Origin of the sequence: Pedobacter jeongneungensis, assembly GCF_039538295.1 — a bacterium.
Taxonomy (GTDB): domain Bacteria; phylum Bacteroidota; class Bacteroidia; order Sphingobacteriales; family Sphingobacteriaceae; genus Pedobacter; species Pedobacter jeongneungensis.
Map to the genome: position 1 here is coordinate 1 of NZ_BAABBY010000022.1, position 14,819 is coordinate 14,819.

General features: G+C 38.3%; 16 protein-coding genes. 3 read left to right on the forward strand and 13 right to left on the reverse strand.

Features of this window, described 5'->3' with window-relative positions; all coding sequences use genetic code 11:
• The first annotated feature begins 204 nt into the window (after positions 1–204).
• Positions 205–1,146 (forward strand): cation diffusion facilitator family transporter, encoded by a 942-nt coding sequence (locus ABD769_RS24735; protein WP_344854042.1) that lies wholly within the window; start codon positions 205–207, stop codon positions 1,144–1,146.
• A gap of 123 nt (positions 1,147–1,269) precedes the next feature.
• On the opposite strand, the gene ABD769_RS24740 is transcribed toward ABD769_RS24735, so the two are convergent.
• The 11 genes from ABD769_RS24740 to ABD769_RS24790 all read right to left on the reverse strand — a co-directional run bounded on the left by ABD769_RS24740 (position 1,270) and on the right by ABD769_RS24790 (position 11,974).
• Positions 1,270–2,199 (reverse strand): NADP-dependent oxidoreductase, encoded by a 930-nt coding sequence (locus tag ABD769_RS24740; protein WP_344854043.1) that lies wholly within the window; start codon positions 2,197–2,199, stop codon positions 1,270–1,272.
• An 11-nt stretch (positions 2,200–2,210) separates the two neighbouring features.
• Complete coding sequence (locus ABD769_RS24745; RefSeq protein WP_344854044.1) at positions 2,211–3,584, reverse strand: NAD-dependent succinate-semialdehyde dehydrogenase; 1,374 nt, start codon at positions 3,582–3,584, stop codon at positions 2,211–2,213.
• Between the two features lie 47 nt (positions 3,585–3,631).
• On the reverse strand, positions 3,632–4,789 hold the full coding sequence (locus tag ABD769_RS24750) for a PAS domain-containing sensor histidine kinase (RefSeq protein WP_344854045.1): 1,158 nt from the start codon (positions 4,787–4,789) through the stop codon (positions 3,632–3,634).
• A gap of 96 nt (positions 4,790–4,885) precedes the next feature.
• Positions 4,886–6,061, reverse strand: coding sequence for a DUF3095 domain-containing protein (locus ABD769_RS24755; RefSeq protein WP_344854046.1), 1,176 nt, complete (start codon positions 6,059–6,061; stop codon positions 4,886–4,888).
• 88 nt (positions 6,062–6,149) lie between these two features.
• Positions 6,150–6,644, reverse strand: coding sequence for an RICIN domain-containing protein (locus ABD769_RS24760; RefSeq protein WP_344854047.1), 495 nt, complete (start codon positions 6,642–6,644; stop codon positions 6,150–6,152).
• Positions 6,645–6,682: 38 nt separating this feature from the next.
• The gene (locus tag ABD769_RS24765; RefSeq protein ID WP_344854048.1) at positions 6,683–6,880 is read right to left on the reverse strand and encodes a hypothetical protein; all 198 of its coding nucleotides are present in this window, start codon (positions 6,878–6,880) and stop codon (positions 6,683–6,685) included.
• A 103-nt stretch (positions 6,881–6,983) separates the two neighbouring features.
• Positions 6,984–7,304, reverse strand: a complete 321-nt coding sequence (locus ABD769_RS24770) for a hypothetical protein (protein WP_344854049.1) — start codon at positions 7,302–7,304, stop codon at positions 6,984–6,986.
• A gap of 125 nt (positions 7,305–7,429) precedes the next feature.
• Positions 7,430–7,726 (reverse strand): Dabb family protein, encoded by a 297-nt coding sequence (locus ABD769_RS24775; protein ID WP_344854050.1) that lies wholly within the window; start codon positions 7,724–7,726, stop codon positions 7,430–7,432.
• Between the two features lie 49 nt (positions 7,727–7,775).
• Positions 7,776–10,472, reverse strand: coding sequence for a DNA ligase D (gene ligD, locus ABD769_RS24780; protein ID WP_344854051.1), 2,697 nt, complete (start codon positions 10,470–10,472; stop codon positions 7,776–7,778).
• A gap of 10 nt (positions 10,473–10,482) precedes the next feature.
• The gene (locus ABD769_RS24785) at positions 10,483–10,656 is read right to left on the reverse strand and encodes a DUF3606 domain-containing protein (protein ID WP_344854052.1); all 174 of its coding nucleotides are present in this window, start codon (positions 10,654–10,656) and stop codon (positions 10,483–10,485) included.
• Positions 10,657–10,762: 106 nt separating this feature from the next.
• Positions 10,763–11,974, reverse strand: coding sequence for a glycosyltransferase family 87 protein (locus tag ABD769_RS24790; protein ID WP_344854053.1), 1,212 nt, complete (start codon positions 11,972–11,974; stop codon positions 10,763–10,765).
• Positions 11,975–12,256: 282 nt separating this feature from the next.
• Between ABD769_RS24790 and ABD769_RS24795 the strand changes: the two genes are divergently transcribed.
• Positions 12,257–12,478 carry a DUF3606 domain-containing protein gene (locus tag ABD769_RS24795; RefSeq protein WP_344854054.1) on the forward strand — a complete coding sequence of 74 codons (222 nt, stop codon included), beginning with the start codon at positions 12,257–12,259 and terminating at the stop codon, positions 12,476–12,478.
• 8 nt (positions 12,479–12,486) lie between these two features.
• On the forward strand, positions 12,487–12,687 hold the full coding sequence (locus ABD769_RS24800) for a hypothetical protein (RefSeq protein WP_344854055.1): 201 nt from the start codon (positions 12,487–12,489) through the stop codon (positions 12,685–12,687).
• 3 nt (positions 12,688–12,690) lie between these two features.
• Here ABD769_RS24800 and ABD769_RS24805 read toward each other — a convergent pair whose 3' ends face one another.
• Together ABD769_RS24805 and ABD769_RS24810 are read right to left on the reverse strand one after the other, a co-directional pair.
• Positions 12,691–13,728 carry a serine hydrolase domain-containing protein gene (locus ABD769_RS24805; RefSeq protein WP_344854056.1) on the reverse strand — a complete coding sequence of 346 codons (1,038 nt, stop codon included), beginning with the start codon at positions 13,726–13,728 and terminating at the stop codon, positions 12,691–12,693.
• Positions 13,729–13,904: 176 nt separating this feature from the next.
• Positions 13,905–14,366, reverse strand: a complete 462-nt coding sequence (locus tag ABD769_RS24810) for a VOC family protein (protein ID WP_344854057.1) — start codon at positions 14,364–14,366, stop codon at positions 13,905–13,907.
• Positions 14,367–14,819 lie beyond the last annotated feature (453 nt).

Here is a 14,819-nt window from a genome sequence, read left to right on the forward strand (position 1 = left end):
CTTAGGCATAAAAACCTTGACGACTTTTTAATGTGCCGCTACCGCTTTAGGTAATCTGATTAATAATTAAGCAAATTAGATATTTGTTATCCTAAAATTAAATATCAAAACAAATCTAAAGGACGATCCTGTTCGTTTGTACTTTTCAAAACCAAATCAGATTAAAACCGTTTAAGAAATGAATCCTTTACGTTTCTTAAACCTATGGCAAGAGCCAACAATTCTATTTATAGCGCATTAGCGGCCAATTTATTAATTGCAATAACCAAATTTATTGCAGGGGCTTTTACCAACAGCTCATCTATGATTGCCGAAGGCATCCACTCTACAGTTGATACCAGTAACCAACTTTTATTACTTTACGGATTAAAAAGAAGTGTAAAACCACCAGACAAATCGCGGCCTTTTGGCTATGGTAAAGAGCTGTATTTCTGGTCATTTATTGTATCGATCATGATTTTTGGTTTAGGTGGTGTGGTCTCTATTTCACAAGGCATTGCACACATCCGTCACCCTGAAATTTTGGGAAACCCCACATGGAATTATGTGGTACTGGGTTTATCTTTCATTTTCGAAGGCGCCTCTTTAATCATCGCGATGAAAGAGTTTAATAAAACACGCAAAGGTTTGCCCTGGTGGAAAGCGATTATTAAAAGTAAAGATCCATCAGGCTTTTTAGTGCTTTTTGAGGATGGAGCAGCTGTTTTAGGATTGCTGATCGTATTTATATTTATGGTACTGAGCCATAACTTAAATCTGCCGTTTTTAGACGGACTGGCTTCTGTTTTAGTAGGTACACTGTTAATTTTTGTATCCTTTATACTGGCGAGGGAAAGTCGTAGTTTATTAATGGGTGAAGGTTTAACTTCCGAAACCCAGCAAAAAATTAAGGAACTGGCAGAAAATGATCCTGATGTGATTATGGTAACAAGTATTTTATCTCAGTATCAATCGCCAAAAGAAGTGTTGCTGGTGCTGATCCTGACATTTAAAGCAGAATTAAATACCACCGATTTAACTAATGCCATTGACAGGCTTAGGGATAAAATAAAATCAGAATATAATGTAATTAAGTTTGTAATTATCCAGCCACAATCAGCTGATGTTGCGGAGAACGATTTTAGCAGGGATATTTATCTGGAGTAAACTTGTTTTTAAGCATAGAGATAGGCGCAAAGAGCAGAGAGTTTGTTCAAATTTACCTTTCAAAGATTCAGGCATAAATATATCTTTTATTGTCCTCCTGAAAATTCAGGAGGACTTGACCTTCTAAATTACCTGCAATACAATTTTCCCTCTTGTGTGCCCTTGCTCACTTTCGGTTTGAGCCTGTTTTGCACTGGTAAAAGGTAAAACTTTTTCGATAACAGGTTTAACCTTACCCGAATCGATAAGCGTAGCAATTTCAGTCAATTGCCCTGGAATTGATTGAGCGGTAAAACCAATAAGATGAACTTTTTTCGCTTTTGCTTCTGTTACAAACTCAGGCATTAATGTGGTAATTACCCTGCCTCCTGCCTTTAATACATTTAGTGATTTTAGCTGGGTTTCTCCACCTATCGTATCTAAAACCAGGTCAATATCGCTTAAAACTTTCTCAAAGTCTTCCATTTTATAATCGATTACTTCATCCGCGCCCAAGCGTTTCAAAAAATCGGCATTGGCGTTTGATGCGGTACCAATTACATGTGCGCCCTTCCATTTCGCAAATTGTACGGCATAGGTTCCTACCCCACCTGCTGCCGCATGGATCAATACCTTTTGTCCGGCTTTTAACAAACCATGATCGAATAATCCTTGCCAGGCCGTTAAACCTGCCAAAGGTACGGCCGCTGCTTCAGTATGCCCAATGCTGGCAGGTTTAATACTAATGATGTTGGCTTTCACCACAATGTACTCGGCATAAGCGCCATTTTTTGTCGGATCTGGCCTGCCATACACTTCATCTCCCTTCCTAAAGGCACTTACTTTTTCACCTAAATCTTCAATTGTACCAGAAACATCCCACCCCAGGGTTAAAGGTAGTTTTGCCGGGAATTTCTCTTTCCTTTGTCCTTCTCTGATTTTCCAGTCAACCGGATTTACGCTGGTGGCATGCACTTTAATTAATACTTCATCGGGTGTTGGCTGAGGTACAGGAATTTCATCTATAGATAAAACTTCCGGTCCGCCAAACTCATGGATTCTAACTGCTTTCATATAGGATATTATTATTTGATGTACACGGTTTTAATATTCACAAATTCGTGGATACCGAACATGCCTAATTCGCGGCCATAGCCAGATTGATTGATACCTCCAAAAGGCAACGCGGGATCTGATTTAACACCCTCGTTTACAAAACAAGAGCCTGCTGCGAGTTTATTTCGGGCAATATCTTCTGCCAGTACTGCATTTTCGGTAAAAACGGCTGCACCTAATCCAAAATTGGTATTGTTAGCCATGCGGATGGCATCTTCGGTATCTTTTGCGGTTATAATCGCAGCAACGGGACCGAATATTTCCTCATCGTATGCCAGTATGCCTTTTTTAACATCAGTTAGTATAGTGGGCTGATAATAGGCATGTGCACCTTCCATGTCCGGAATTTCACCACCCAGAATACATTTGGCTCCCTGTTCGATACTTTTCAAAACCTGCTGATGCAATTCGTCACGAAGCTCTGCCCTGGCCATCGGGCCCAGGTCTGTATCATCCTGCAATGGATCGCCAGTTTTTTTATTTTCCATTTCGGCTTTAAAAAGTCGGGTAAACTGCTCTTCTACCGATTTTACCACGATAAAACGTTTTGCAGCGATACAACTTTGTCCGTTATTGATTAACCTGGCTTCAGCGCATATTTTTGCGGCTTTCTCTAAATCGGCATCTTCCAGAACCACATAAGGATCGCTTCCACCAAGTTCCAAAACCGTTTTCTTAATCAATTTACCTGCCTGTCCGGCTACTTTTTTACCTGCCTCAGTACTACCGGTGAGGGTTACGGCTTTGATGTAAGGATTTTCGATTACTTTAGGGATAGCCTTGCTACTGCAGATCAGCGTTTTAAAAACATTGGCCGGGAAACCCGCATCTTTAATTATTTTTTCGATTTCGATGGCGCAGCCTGTAACACCCGACGAATGTTTTAACACGCCGCAATTACCGGCCATTAATGCAGGAGCCAGAAAGCGGAATACCTGCCAGAAAGGAAAATTCCACGGCATGATAGCCAATACTACACCGATTGGCTGAAAACTCACATAGCTCTTAGACGCACATGTTTTTATGGTTTGATCTGCTAAAAATTCTGCGCCGTTTTTAGCATAATATTCGCAAACTGAGGCGCATTTAAGAACTTCGGCAACTCCGGCTTTTAAGGGTTTACCCATTTCTAAAGCCATCAGTTCAGCCAGTTGATCTTTACGTTCGGTTAAAAGTTTCGAAACTTCTGTTAACAGCCTGGCACGGCTATCAAAATCCGTCTCTTTGTAATTTAACCATGCCTGATGTACCAGATCAATTTTCTGATTGATCAGGTCTTCCGAATCTTCCTGATAGTTTTTTATGATTGCCCCGTTTACAGGGTTTATAGATGAAATGCTCATTTATCAATAACAATTGAGCATTTAAGATTGTGTTTATTATTTGAATATTAATCAGGCTGGGATGTCAGGGGGATATCAAAATGGAAGGTTGATCCTTTGGAGTACTCACTTTCTACCCAAATTTTGCCGTTATGACGGTTAATAATTTCTGCGCTGAGGTATAAACCGATACCAAAGCCTGAAATGCTTTTGGTCTGTTGATTTTCTACCCGGTAAAAACGATCGAAAAGCCTTTCTAAATCCTGCTTCTGAATCCCAATCCCATTATCGGTTACACGTACATTTACACGGTTTTCTATAACTTCTGATTCAACCTGAATGGTGCTGCCCTGCGCCGAGTATTTCATTGCATTGCTGATTAGATTTGCAATAACAGAACTCATTTTTTCCTTATCCGCATGAACCATTTTAGGCTCACCTTCAATAAAATTGATCTCATAGGAAGAATCGATCAAACGGGCGTCTTCCACAACATCACAAATGAGTTTATCGAGGTCAAAATCAGATTTAATGAGTTGAATTTTTCCTGATTCAAGACGTGATACGTTCAAAAACGAACCAATCATGGTGGTCATCTTGCGGATCTGCTTTTGAACCTTATCAAGCGTAGTGATTAAAAAGCCATCTGATAACGGCTTATTCTGCATCAGTTGAACGTAAGCGCTAATGGAAGTGAGTGGTGTTTTTAACTCATGACTCACCATACTGATAAAATCGTGTTTCTGCTGGTCTTCTTTAATACTGATCATTAACTGCTCTTCTTCCAGTGCTTCGCGCTGCAGCTCATTTTCTTTAATAATTTTTCGGGCGAGAACCATATCGCTGACATCGCTTGCAGTATGTAAAATGCAGTATGGCAAACCTGATTCGTCTTTTATCGCCTTGTATTCGTAACTATAATAAGCAGTATGCAGTTGACCGTCTTTCATGGTTTCGGCCGCAATGGCATCTCCCTGATCGGTGATTCCTGTTAACAGCACGTTTTTGAGCATATTGATAAAAGGCTGTCCTTTTAGTTCCGGCACAGCTTCTTCCAAAGGTTTTCCGATAACAGAGCGGTCTTTGCCCCAAAAGGCAATCATGGCGTCGTTGGCCATTTCAATTACAATATCTTCAGAGGTATAAATGGCTGTTGCATCTTTTGATAAAGCAAGAACATTTAACAATTGATCGCTACTTAAAGCTCTGGAAGAATGACGGCCCATGGATATTTGAAGATTAAAATGCTTATCGTGATTTACCTTTTGTAATATTTTAGGTATATAAGATACAAGTGGCTGCCCTAAATGTTTGGGTGGTGGTTAAATGTTATCAGTATTTTTCATTTTTTCGCGTATTTTTTGCTTCAGGATTCCGGCGGCCTGGGTATAACCTCCTTCTGCCCCATCAACAAAATGAATATGATCGTCATCCAAATCCCTTACGTAACAAGACATAATCGATTCGCCGCTTACATAAAGTGCATATAGAATTTCATCTTTGCCCTCCAGTACGTTTAATGCTTTTTGCAAGGTTAAACGCTGTTTTTCTGTTCCGGTAATTACGGTATTGATGCGGCCGTCCATCACCAGGGTATCAGACATGGCTACGAGCTGTTTAAGGTAATTTTTTCCGCTCTCCGTCCGGAAATAGATATATCCATAAATGTTGATAAACCACGATTTAATGAGTTCAATAAATTTAATTTTACCTAAGCGGTGTTTCATTTCTTTGCCCAGGCTGTTAAAACTCGTCCTGAAAATCAGTTTAGAAACCGAAATCGGCTGACGCTTTTCGGGTGTGCCATAAATCTGATCGAGGTGACGGATCACTTTACTAAATACCTCTGCCTGCTGCCTGTAATCGCGGGCAATTACAATCAGGGTTACAATTTCTTCACTATTCTCTGGCGGCTCAATTTTATCCCAGCGGCATTGCATTCCACTTAAATCTATTTCATCGTTGGCGGTATCATGACCTGATAACAGATAATCATCGCCTTTGATCATTTTCTCAGCATAAGCTAAGCCATCACCTAAAATAATGGGGATTGAAAATGTTTCAGAACTGCTAAATCTGCTGATCTGCAGGTTATGGTTGCGGGCGTAAATCTCCTCAACCGGTACAATGCCTACCCTCAAATCGAGACTGAAATTTTCGAGGGCATTATCTTTGTATTTTAACAGGGATTTCATTACCTCATCTACAATACCCGGAGGAATGATAAAGGTTGCACCGTCTCCTCCAAAGAAAAAAGGCACCGTAATATTGGCCTTAAATGCGATATTAAGCACGGCTACAATACTGCCGGTTGCAATAAGATTTACATTTTCATGCAAACCAGCATTAACGGCAGCTGTAGAACTTTTAATATCAGTGATGATTACATGCCAATCTGCAGGTATTCCTTTAAATAAATGATTTTTAATCAATAACTGATGTAAAGGAATTTTATTTACGGGCAGGTTAGCATAGAAATGATCGTTATTATCTGGCATAATGATATTGAGAATGAAACATCCTAATATACGTATTCGAAGATAAACTGTATTTCAAATTGTTAAACCGGTAATCCTGAGTTTTTATCTACATGGTTGGTGCCTGTTCGTATATCGTCCATTGCTGCTCCCTGGTTTTTGTTTTTTTGGCCAGGATAATGGCAGAATTGGTAGTTCCTTTTTTATCTTCTGGTGTAATGTAAAGATCGGTTCCTTTAAGTTTAATGAGGTAAATGTCTTTTCCAACAGTTTCAAATTCGTATTGCTGGTTGACACTGCCCAGGGTTAAAGGTTGTTCTTCTAAAACTCCCTCAGCAGGTTTAGGTTGAAAAGTTTTCCCGGTAAAGAGGTTCTTTAACTGATAGGTGTTTCCCTCAATACCAATAAAATTCCAGGTCATGCATTTCCAGTTCTGCGGATTGTAAGCTACCAATGGTGTTCCATTTTTACCACTGGCATCTTTAACCCGCAACAACATGCCTGTAAGCACATTTTTAATGGCGTAATTTCCTTTTATGGCCTGAGCCAAAACAATCTGATTAATTAACAATGCACAGCCAAGCGTTAAAAGATATTTTCTCATCACACTAATATAGCCAATTTGTTAACCTCAGAAAAGAATTAAAGAATAATCAGTATGGTGCCCGATTTGAGTAATTTAAAGTAATAATGGTATTCGCCGTGACGGTTTACTTTTTCAATTTCACAAACCTTACCAGATTTACCATATTCATCAGCCAATAAATCGCCGATTTTAATGCTATCTAAAACATTCACATTAATAGATGCCCTTTTAATGATTGTAGCGTTTTTTTCCATGAGATTGCGGTTTAACTGATTTACGCAATCTGAAACATTTTGGTTTTGTAGTATCATAAATTACTTATAAATAAGTATCAAAGATACACAATTGTAGTTTTAATTAGCAATACATCAATTCGTAAACACGTTTCATGTATAAAGCTTCGTCAATCTTTGCAAAAAACTCGTTCCATTCTTCTCTGGTAAATACCAAACTGATATCAGGAAAGGGTGTAGATAAAATAACCACCTGCTTTCCATCTGGCCTGTTTTCCAGATAATCGTCAAAATCGAGTTTTTTGGTGGCCACATAAAAAGCATCAAATTGCTCAAAAGAAAAGTTCATTAGCACGCCTGAACGCCAAATATTTAAAACTTTGCAATTATTGCACTGAGCAATAGTGATGTTTGCATTTTGAGCAAGAACTGTTGTTTTACACATGAGACTGAATTTATAATCAACGATAGTTTTAGCAAATATCATATTATTTAGAATAATTCCAAATAATAAAATTAATTATATAAACCCATAAAAAAAATGCCCCCGTTTTAATGGAGGCATTGGTATTATTCTGCGTCGTAAATCACCACTTTATCAAAATAAACCCTGAATTCATCCAAAAATGCTTTATGCAACGGATGAACCTGGTAAACATCGTGTGCAGCCAGGTCCTCAAAGAATAAAATCAGGCTAAAAGTATAAGTGGTATCTACCACAGCACGCTCAATTGGTGCCGGTACGCCAATATGAAAAGTTTTAACAACTTCAATGTTTTCTAATGTTTGTAAGCTATTGCGAAAAGCAACTTTTTGCTCTTCGGTGGTATCGGCTTTAAGCCAGAATAAAACGTGGTGTGCTATCATTTTTTAATTTTTGTCAAATATAATGAAAGCGCGAAAAGATCATCCATCTTTATCCAAAAACACTTTTTGCTTTATTTATGGCTTTTTTTAAGTCTATACCTTTGCCCAGCACGCCTTTAAATAAATCACCTTCCACTTTTAAGCGTTCAATGGCATTAAAAATATTAAAGTCTTTCATTTTTAACCCTGGTTTTACTTCATCCCAATGCAAAGGCATGGAAACAGTAGCTCCTAGTTTCGGTCTCAAAGAGTAAGGTCCGGCGATGGTTGCCCCGGGCCTGTTCTGTAAAAAATCGAGGTACATTTTTCCTTTTCTGGCGGCTATCATCCGTTCTAAAGAAGTGTAATCAGGAATTTGTTTATGTACCAGATTTACAATTATTTTAGCAAACATCTGGCTCTGATCGTAATCGTATTTGGCATTTAAGGGAATGTAAATGTGCATACCCGTTGAGCCCGACGTTTTACAATAACTGGGCACATCAATGGCATCCAACACCTTTTTGGTTTCAAGGGCGGCCTCAACCACCTGATCGAAAGAATGTTTATCAGGATCAAGGTCGATTACGCAATAATCGGGATTGTCAGGATGTTGCACACGGCTAAACCAGGGATTTATTTCGATACAACCCAGGCTGGCCATCCACAATAAGGAAGCTTCATCAGTACCCACCAAATATTCCTTTTTTTCTCCATCGCCGTTTTCATAAGGGAAAGTTTCAGCCCAGTCCGGTGCTTTTCCTTTTACGTCTTTCTGGTAAAAACTTGGTCCGTGGATACCTCCCGGAAACCGGTTAAGCGATTGCGGCCGATCTTTAAGATAAGGCAAAATATATTCGGCAACCTGGTAATAATAATTAAACATATCCCTTTTGGTTACCTTATCTTCGGGCCAGTACACTTTACTGAGGTTGGTAAATTTCAGTTCGTGGCCTTTTATTTTTCTTACCTGCGTTTCATCTTTTGGATTTAATAAAGTTTTAGGTTGTTTTCCCTTTGGTGGTTTTATGGCATCGGTATGCTCCTCTTTTTCTTTAACCTCATCAATAATCTTTTCTGTAGAGGTTTCTTCTTCGCGGACTACTTCTTTGGCTTTTTTATCCTCCCGCATGCCCTGAAAAGATGGATGGCGAAAAACACCATCTTCAGTAACTTCGGTAAAAGCTACTTCGCATACCAGCTCGGGTTTTAACCAGGTGGCTTTTGCCTTTGGCGGATTTGGCCTGAAACGCGAAGGTTTATTGACATCAGGAATGCTTTCGAACGGGCTTTTATCAACAATAATCGGCTTAAACTGCTCCATCATTGTTTTTTGAAGCTTATCAGAAAAACCGGTTCCAACTTTACCCACATATTGCAGTTTTCCTTTTTCATATACACCCAGCAAGAGCGAACTAAAAGATTTTGAAGTGTCTTCATTTTTGGTAAAACCCGCAATTACCACCTCCTGACGTTTGTGCACTTTAATTTTTAACCACTCTTTAGATCTCCGGTCGGTAGCGTAGGTACTATCGGTTTTCTTGGCGATGATTCCTTCCAAACCCATTCTCTGCGCTGCATCAAAAAAATCGACACCACTGGCTTTGAAAACTTTTCCTAAACGCACACGATCATCGTTAGTAGGCAACACATCATTTAAAATGGCCTGGCGTTCATCAAGGGGAAGTTCCATCAGGTTTTTACCTTCATACCAAAGGATATCGAATACATAAAAAACAAGTTCCCCGTCTGCCTCACTTCTCCAGTTTTGTAAGGATCCAAAATTAGAAATCCCTTTATCATTCAACACTAAAATTTCTCCATCCAAAACGGCATTAATTTTCCATTCGTTAAGCAAGTCGTAAATGGGATAAAATTTTTCGTTAAATGATTTATTGTTCCTCGAAAAGAGTTCTGCTTTTCCTTTATTGATAAAAGCCAGCGCACGGTACCCGTCCCATTTTACTTCATATTGCCAGCCCGGATCATCAAAAGGCTCATCCACCAGGGTAGCCAGCATAGGTTTGATGTTTTTTGGAATGGCCGATTTTGGCGCTTTTTTTAAGATGGATTTAACATCTATTTTTTTATCGTCTCCTACAGGTTTTGTTTCTTTTTTAACTTTTGGTTCAGGATTTTTTTTTTCGGGCTTTATTTTTTGCTCTTTTCCTTCTTTCCAGACTTTGTCGGGTATTTTCTCCATCTTTTCGATGGTTTTTCCAGAAAGTACCGATTTATCTTCCCTGGTAATATCTTTGGTTGAAGCGTAATCATCTTTATGTTTGATCAGCAACCAGCCATTTTCGCCCATGCCATGAGTTTTAACCAAAGCAAATTCGCCATGAAGTTTTTCCCCGTTCAGTTTAATTTTTAAAGAACCTTCTTTTAGCTGCTTTAACAGGTGTTTTTCCTGTGCCTTTTTTCCCTTAATGGTTTCAATCGGCTCATAAGTACCTTCATCCCATACAATTACAGTTCCGCCGCCATATTCTCCTTTCGGGATAATCCCTTCAAAATCTTTGTAATCATAAGGATGATCTTCAACCATCATGGCCAAACGCTTGGTTTTCGGATCGGTAGAAGGACCTTTGGGTACAGCCCAGCTTTTCAAAACACCTTCCATTTCGAGTCTGAAATCGTAGTGCAGACGCGACGCATCGTGTTTTTGGATCACAAAGTGTAACTTATTCCGATCGCTGCTTTTGCCTGATTTAGGTTCTGCTGTTTTTGAGAAGTCGCGCTTGGCAACGTATTTTTCCAGACTCATAATTGATATTTTACTTTTTTAAAAAATCTTCTACTTTGTTGACCGATGTGCCAACTGTTTGCACTGCTGCCTTTAATTTATCTTTACTCACACTAAATTTGTCAGACCAATAATCAAGCTCATAACCCTCGTTAATGTTGATCCTACCGCGATCAGCACTGCCGTTTTTTTGTTTATTATCCATAATTATTTTTGATTAGATTGCTATAAAACAGCCTGATAACAAAAAAGGTTTTAACATCCGATTTTACAAGCGGACATTAAAACCTTAAAAAAATAAAAATTTAAACTTAATCTATTAACGCAGTAACCATTTCGGGCTCTGTTTCTTCTGCGTAGGCGAACCTACTTTTTGTAGCATTATAAATAATCCTGAGCCAAACCAGGAAATAAGGAAAACTGATGATGGCAAGCGACAGCGGATGCGATTTGGCAAAGGCCGGGAATAACAATAAGGGAAAATTACAGGTGATGAAAAGTAAAACGGGCAACAACACCTTTTTCATGGCTTTATTACTTTCTTTTACATACCATAAGCCTACTCCAACAATTGAGATAATAAAAGTACAATCTTCAGCACCTGTGCTAAACAACACCGGAAACAATAATACCGAAGATAAAATCATCAGCTGGAATTTTTGTTTTTCAAAATTGGCAATGCGCTTAAAAGGCAGCATAAATACCAGGGAGCCAAGTGCAATAAAAAGAGAATTTGATATTGCGGGCTCATCTAAAAGCTGCCTGAAAAAGCCCATAATAGAAATATCGGTTCCCCCGCCCAAAACGTTTAGCATATTTTTCCCAACCAGCGAGTTTTTCCAATCTACATAACAATGGGCCACAAAATGGGGTGAGGCAAATAACATGGGTAATAAGAATATGATTAGCGACCACATGATTAGCCATAATATAAACTGAGGCTTTTTCTTTGCGAAAAAGAAAAAAACCAGGCCAACCACACCATACAGTTTGATAAATGTGCCGAGTACAATGCAAAGCGCAGACCATATGCCCTTATCTTTATGCAGAAGCGTATAACTTAATATGATTAAGGCACCTGCGCCGGCATTAAATTGCTGGTTAAGCATCGATTCTATTAAACAGGGGATTGCAATATACCCGATCAGCACTTTTTTATCTTCAGTTAAGGGCAGCGTTTGTATGGCTTTAAAGAGTAAAAAACAATTGAATAAATTCCATAACAACAGGCCTACCCAATTGTGAAACAGTGCAAACGGAGCAATTAACACACTAAAAACCGGCCCGTAATGATTGGTATCTTCATGGTAATTTGGGTAATGGGCATATAATGATCTTTCGTGAAGGAGGTTTCTAAATGTATTTTCAAAAATGAGGTAATTATTATATCGATGCGTTATCCACGAGTCGATTACAAAAATCAGGGTAATAAATACCCAGATAGATAATACAAAACGATTATCCTGATAAAATTTTCGACGCGGGGATAGACTCGGAGCGCCGGTTAGGGAATGATTTAGCATTGTAAAAATTATATTACATTACAATAATAAACAGACTCCACCAGAAAAGCAAATGTTTTGTAAAGGAAATGTTACTCTTTTTGACGCTAACCAAACCGTTGAAAACAGACAATCTAAAATACGATTTTAACAGATTTAAATGCAAACCAGCCCTGCTTCTTCGACTTGGTTTTTAATATTTAAGAATCATGTTCAATTATCTGAGAATTTACTGACAAAACTGCAAAACCAAATCTGATTTACTGATGTTTCTTCAATATTACTAACCAAAAATTCATAAAAATGGAATATCAACTAAATTCGATGAATGCGAGGAAAGAATTTATCGAAATCGCAGACGAACAAGACCGTAATTATTGGGCCACACGATTGGGTGTTACAGGTGAAAAACTGAAATCTGTTGTTAAAGCTATTCAAAGTATGGAATTTTCCATCCTGAAAGAATATTTAATGATGGAAAAAATTAAATCCGGAAGTACCTACCAAAGGTTTGTGAATCAATAATCAGAAATATGGACTACAAAATTAATAAAAACGAAAAATCGGAAGCAGTTAATGAGATCATTACCGATTGTACACATTTAATTGATTTACTACCGGTTGAAAATGTTTTTGACCAAAAGGTGAAGGGAAATAGTGTAAATCATCCAAAAGCAGGTATTAAAACCTTAACTGTCTTCTTCCATAAGAATGGCCTGGCAAATTTGCTGTAATTATTATTTAAAAAACGACTGGTATAAGCTGTTGATTGCTGCCCGGCTAAAATCGGGAAAACCATCAGTATAAGTAGCATTTATGCCGTTGGTAATGATCACAAATCCCAATTTTTCTTTCGGATTAAAAAACATGGTGCTATATAAGCCATAAGCAGAACCGGTATGGCCCTTTAGCTTAACACCCGGAATAAAGTTATCGGCCGTTCTAATGGCGAAACCATAACCTTCATCATCAGTTAAAGCGGTTTGCATTTGCTTAGCGCTTTTTTTGCTTATAATTTTTACGCCATTTGCAGTGCCGTAATTCATGTGCATAATCATGTATTTTGCAAGATCGGTTGCAGAGATTTTCATTCCCCCTGTTGGTGAAAAAATTGGCGTGCTGTAACCCATTACGTAGTTTGCAATTTCTGTGCGCCGTGGTGCGTAAGCCATTGGTGCAGGCGTATAAGATTTCGTGCCGGCATGATATTCGTATAAATTTACGAAACGCGTACTATCCAGCGAATCCACACAATATCCCGCATAAAGTCCTAAAGGTTTAATTACATGGTTTTTTACATAATTATCAAAACGCTCACCTGATTTTTTTTCTATGATGGTACCAATCAGGTTAAAATTGAGGTTACAGTAATCAAATTTACTGCCTGGTAAGTAATCGTTATAACATTTGGCCCAATCTGGGTTTTTATCCGGATTGATCACATCCAGATTTAAATATCCCTGCGAATCGTTTAAGCTGGAAGTATGCGACAAGGCCATTTTTAAGGTGATTTTCTGATCTGGAAATTTGGGGTTCCTGATTTTAAAACCCACCAGGTCTCCGAAATCATCATCCAAATGAATTTTACCCGCTTCTACCAATTGCATGATGGATGTAGCTGAAAAAGATTTCGAGATAGAGGCAATCCTGAAAATGTCGCGATCGCTTAAAGGCTCTTTGTTTTCAAGATCTTTTAAGCCAAACGAATGGGTATAAATAATCTTTCCCTGTTTTACTACAGCCACTGAGGCACCAACAGCACTATACTTTTCCATTACGATTTTAAAATCTGCTTCAGCCTTTTCATTCTGGGCATTTGATTGCCGCGCTAATCCAATAACTAAAAGAAGGGTAAAAAAATGCTTAAAGCAAGAGATTTTCATAGGTGTACAGGGCTAAAACACTAAAGATAAGTGATGAAAACAAACAAAGTTAAGAAGTACTAAAAAATTTACTTCGCATCGTTTACTTCAAGCCAGTGACCGTCGGGGTCTTTAAAGTAAATTTGCTTTACGCCATCAACACGGAGGGTAACGCCTTTTTCCTTGCCGGCCCAGTCTTCAAAGCTGATATTTTTTGCATTGAGTTTTTTCACAAACTCATCAACCGATTGCACGCTGAAACATAAATGACCATTTTTATCAAAAATTTCGTTGCCTTTTGCGCCCTGGATTAAGTGTAGCTGCCCGGCAGGGCCTAAAGTAAACCAGGTATGGCGGTTATCTTTAAAAGGTTCAGGAATGATTTTAAGGTTGAAAACACTTTCGTAAAAGGTTGTGGCTTTGTTTAAATCGGCAACGTAAACAGCGATATGGTTTAAAACAGCAGGTACATTTTCGGTTTTATTCTGTTCCATGGCTTTTTGAAAAATAATGGAAAATAAAATGATGGTGGTTAGGAAAACTTTTTTCATGATTAAATATCCTACAATATTTTTAATAAATGATTAAAATATGTGATTTATGTATGAGTATCATGAACTAATTGAATTTCATCAATTTAACACACAAGTTGCCCCGATTTTTGTGGCAAGCAATTTATTCCTCGTCGGTAGCGATCGTTTTAAGATTGCCCGCGGTTTATCTTTCCGCTAGAAATAACGATTGAGTGGAAATTTCGGTGTTCTCCACGCATCCGTGACAAAAAATTAATTGCAGCAAAAAGGTCTTAGCGAAATGCTAAGACCAGAAAAGGGCGAAGCGAAATGGAGAGATCTAGACAGATTTTTCGCCTGCGTTGCACTTCGCTCGAAATGATTGTTATGATAAAAACAAATTTTAAGCGGCAATATTAAAGTTATTTTTATAGCTCTCCTGGTTTTTAATAACAGCAGCAATTCTTAGCGCTATTTTGTTTCTAACGGCAT

What these genes read in the sequence shown, in the direction of transcription:
- ABD769_RS24755 (WP_344854046.1), bottom strand. Translation starts at nt 6,061, where the DNA reads ATGCCAGATAATAACGATCATTTCTATGCTAACCTGCCCGTAAATAAA.
- ABD769_RS24805 (WP_344854056.1), bottom strand. Translation starts at nt 13,728, where the DNA reads ATGGAAAAGTATAGTGCTGTTGGTGCCTCAGTGGCTGTAGTAAAACAG.
- ABD769_RS24740 (WP_344854043.1), bottom strand. Translation starts at nt 2,199, where the DNA reads ATGAAAGCAGTTAGAATCCATGAGTTTGGCGGACCGGAAGTTTTATCT.
- ABD769_RS24760 (WP_344854047.1), bottom strand. Translation starts at nt 6,644, where the DNA reads ATGAGAAAATATCTTTTAACGCTTGGCTGTGCATTGTTAATTAATCAG.
- ABD769_RS24800 (WP_344854055.1), top strand. Translation starts at nt 12,487, where the DNA reads ATGGACTACAAAATTAATAAAAACGAAAAATCGGAAGCAGTTAATGAG.
- ABD769_RS24775 (WP_344854050.1), bottom strand. Translation starts at nt 7,726, where the DNA reads ATGATAGCACACCACGTTTTATTCTGGCTTAAAGCCGATACCACCGAA.
- ABD769_RS24750 (WP_344854045.1), bottom strand. Translation starts at nt 4,789, where the DNA reads ATGGGCCGTCATTCTTCCAGAGCTTTAAGTAGCGATCAATTGTTAAAT.
- ABD769_RS24765 (WP_344854048.1), bottom strand. Translation starts at nt 6,880, where the DNA reads ATGGAAAAAAACGCTACAATCATTAAAAGGGCATCTATTAATGTGAAT.
- ligD (WP_344854051.1), bottom strand. Translation starts at nt 10,472, where the DNA reads ATGAGTCTGGAAAAATACGTTGCCAAGCGCGACTTCTCAAAAACAGCA.
- ABD769_RS24795 (WP_344854054.1), top strand. Translation starts at nt 12,257, where the DNA reads ATGGAATATCAACTAAATTCGATGAATGCGAGGAAAGAATTTATCGAA.
- ABD769_RS24810 (WP_344854057.1), bottom strand. Translation starts at nt 14,366, where the DNA reads ATGAAAAAAGTTTTCCTAACCACCATCATTTTATTTTCCATTATTTTT.
- ABD769_RS24790 (WP_344854053.1), bottom strand. Translation starts at nt 11,974, where the DNA reads ATGCTAAATCATTCCCTAACCGGCGCTCCGAGTCTATCCCCGCGTCGA.
- ABD769_RS24745 (WP_344854044.1), bottom strand. Translation starts at nt 3,584, where the DNA reads ATGAGCATTTCATCTATAAACCCTGTAAACGGGGCAATCATAAAAAAC.
- ABD769_RS24770 (WP_344854049.1), bottom strand. Translation starts at nt 7,304, where the DNA reads ATGTGTAAAACAACAGTTCTTGCTCAAAATGCAAACATCACTATTGCT.
- ABD769_RS24785 (WP_344854052.1), bottom strand. Translation starts at nt 10,656, where the DNA reads ATGGATAATAAACAAAAAAACGGCAGTGCTGATCGCGGTAGGATCAAC.
- ABD769_RS24735 (WP_344854042.1), top strand. Translation starts at nt 205, where the DNA reads ATGGCAAGAGCCAACAATTCTATTTATAGCGCATTAGCGGCCAATTTA.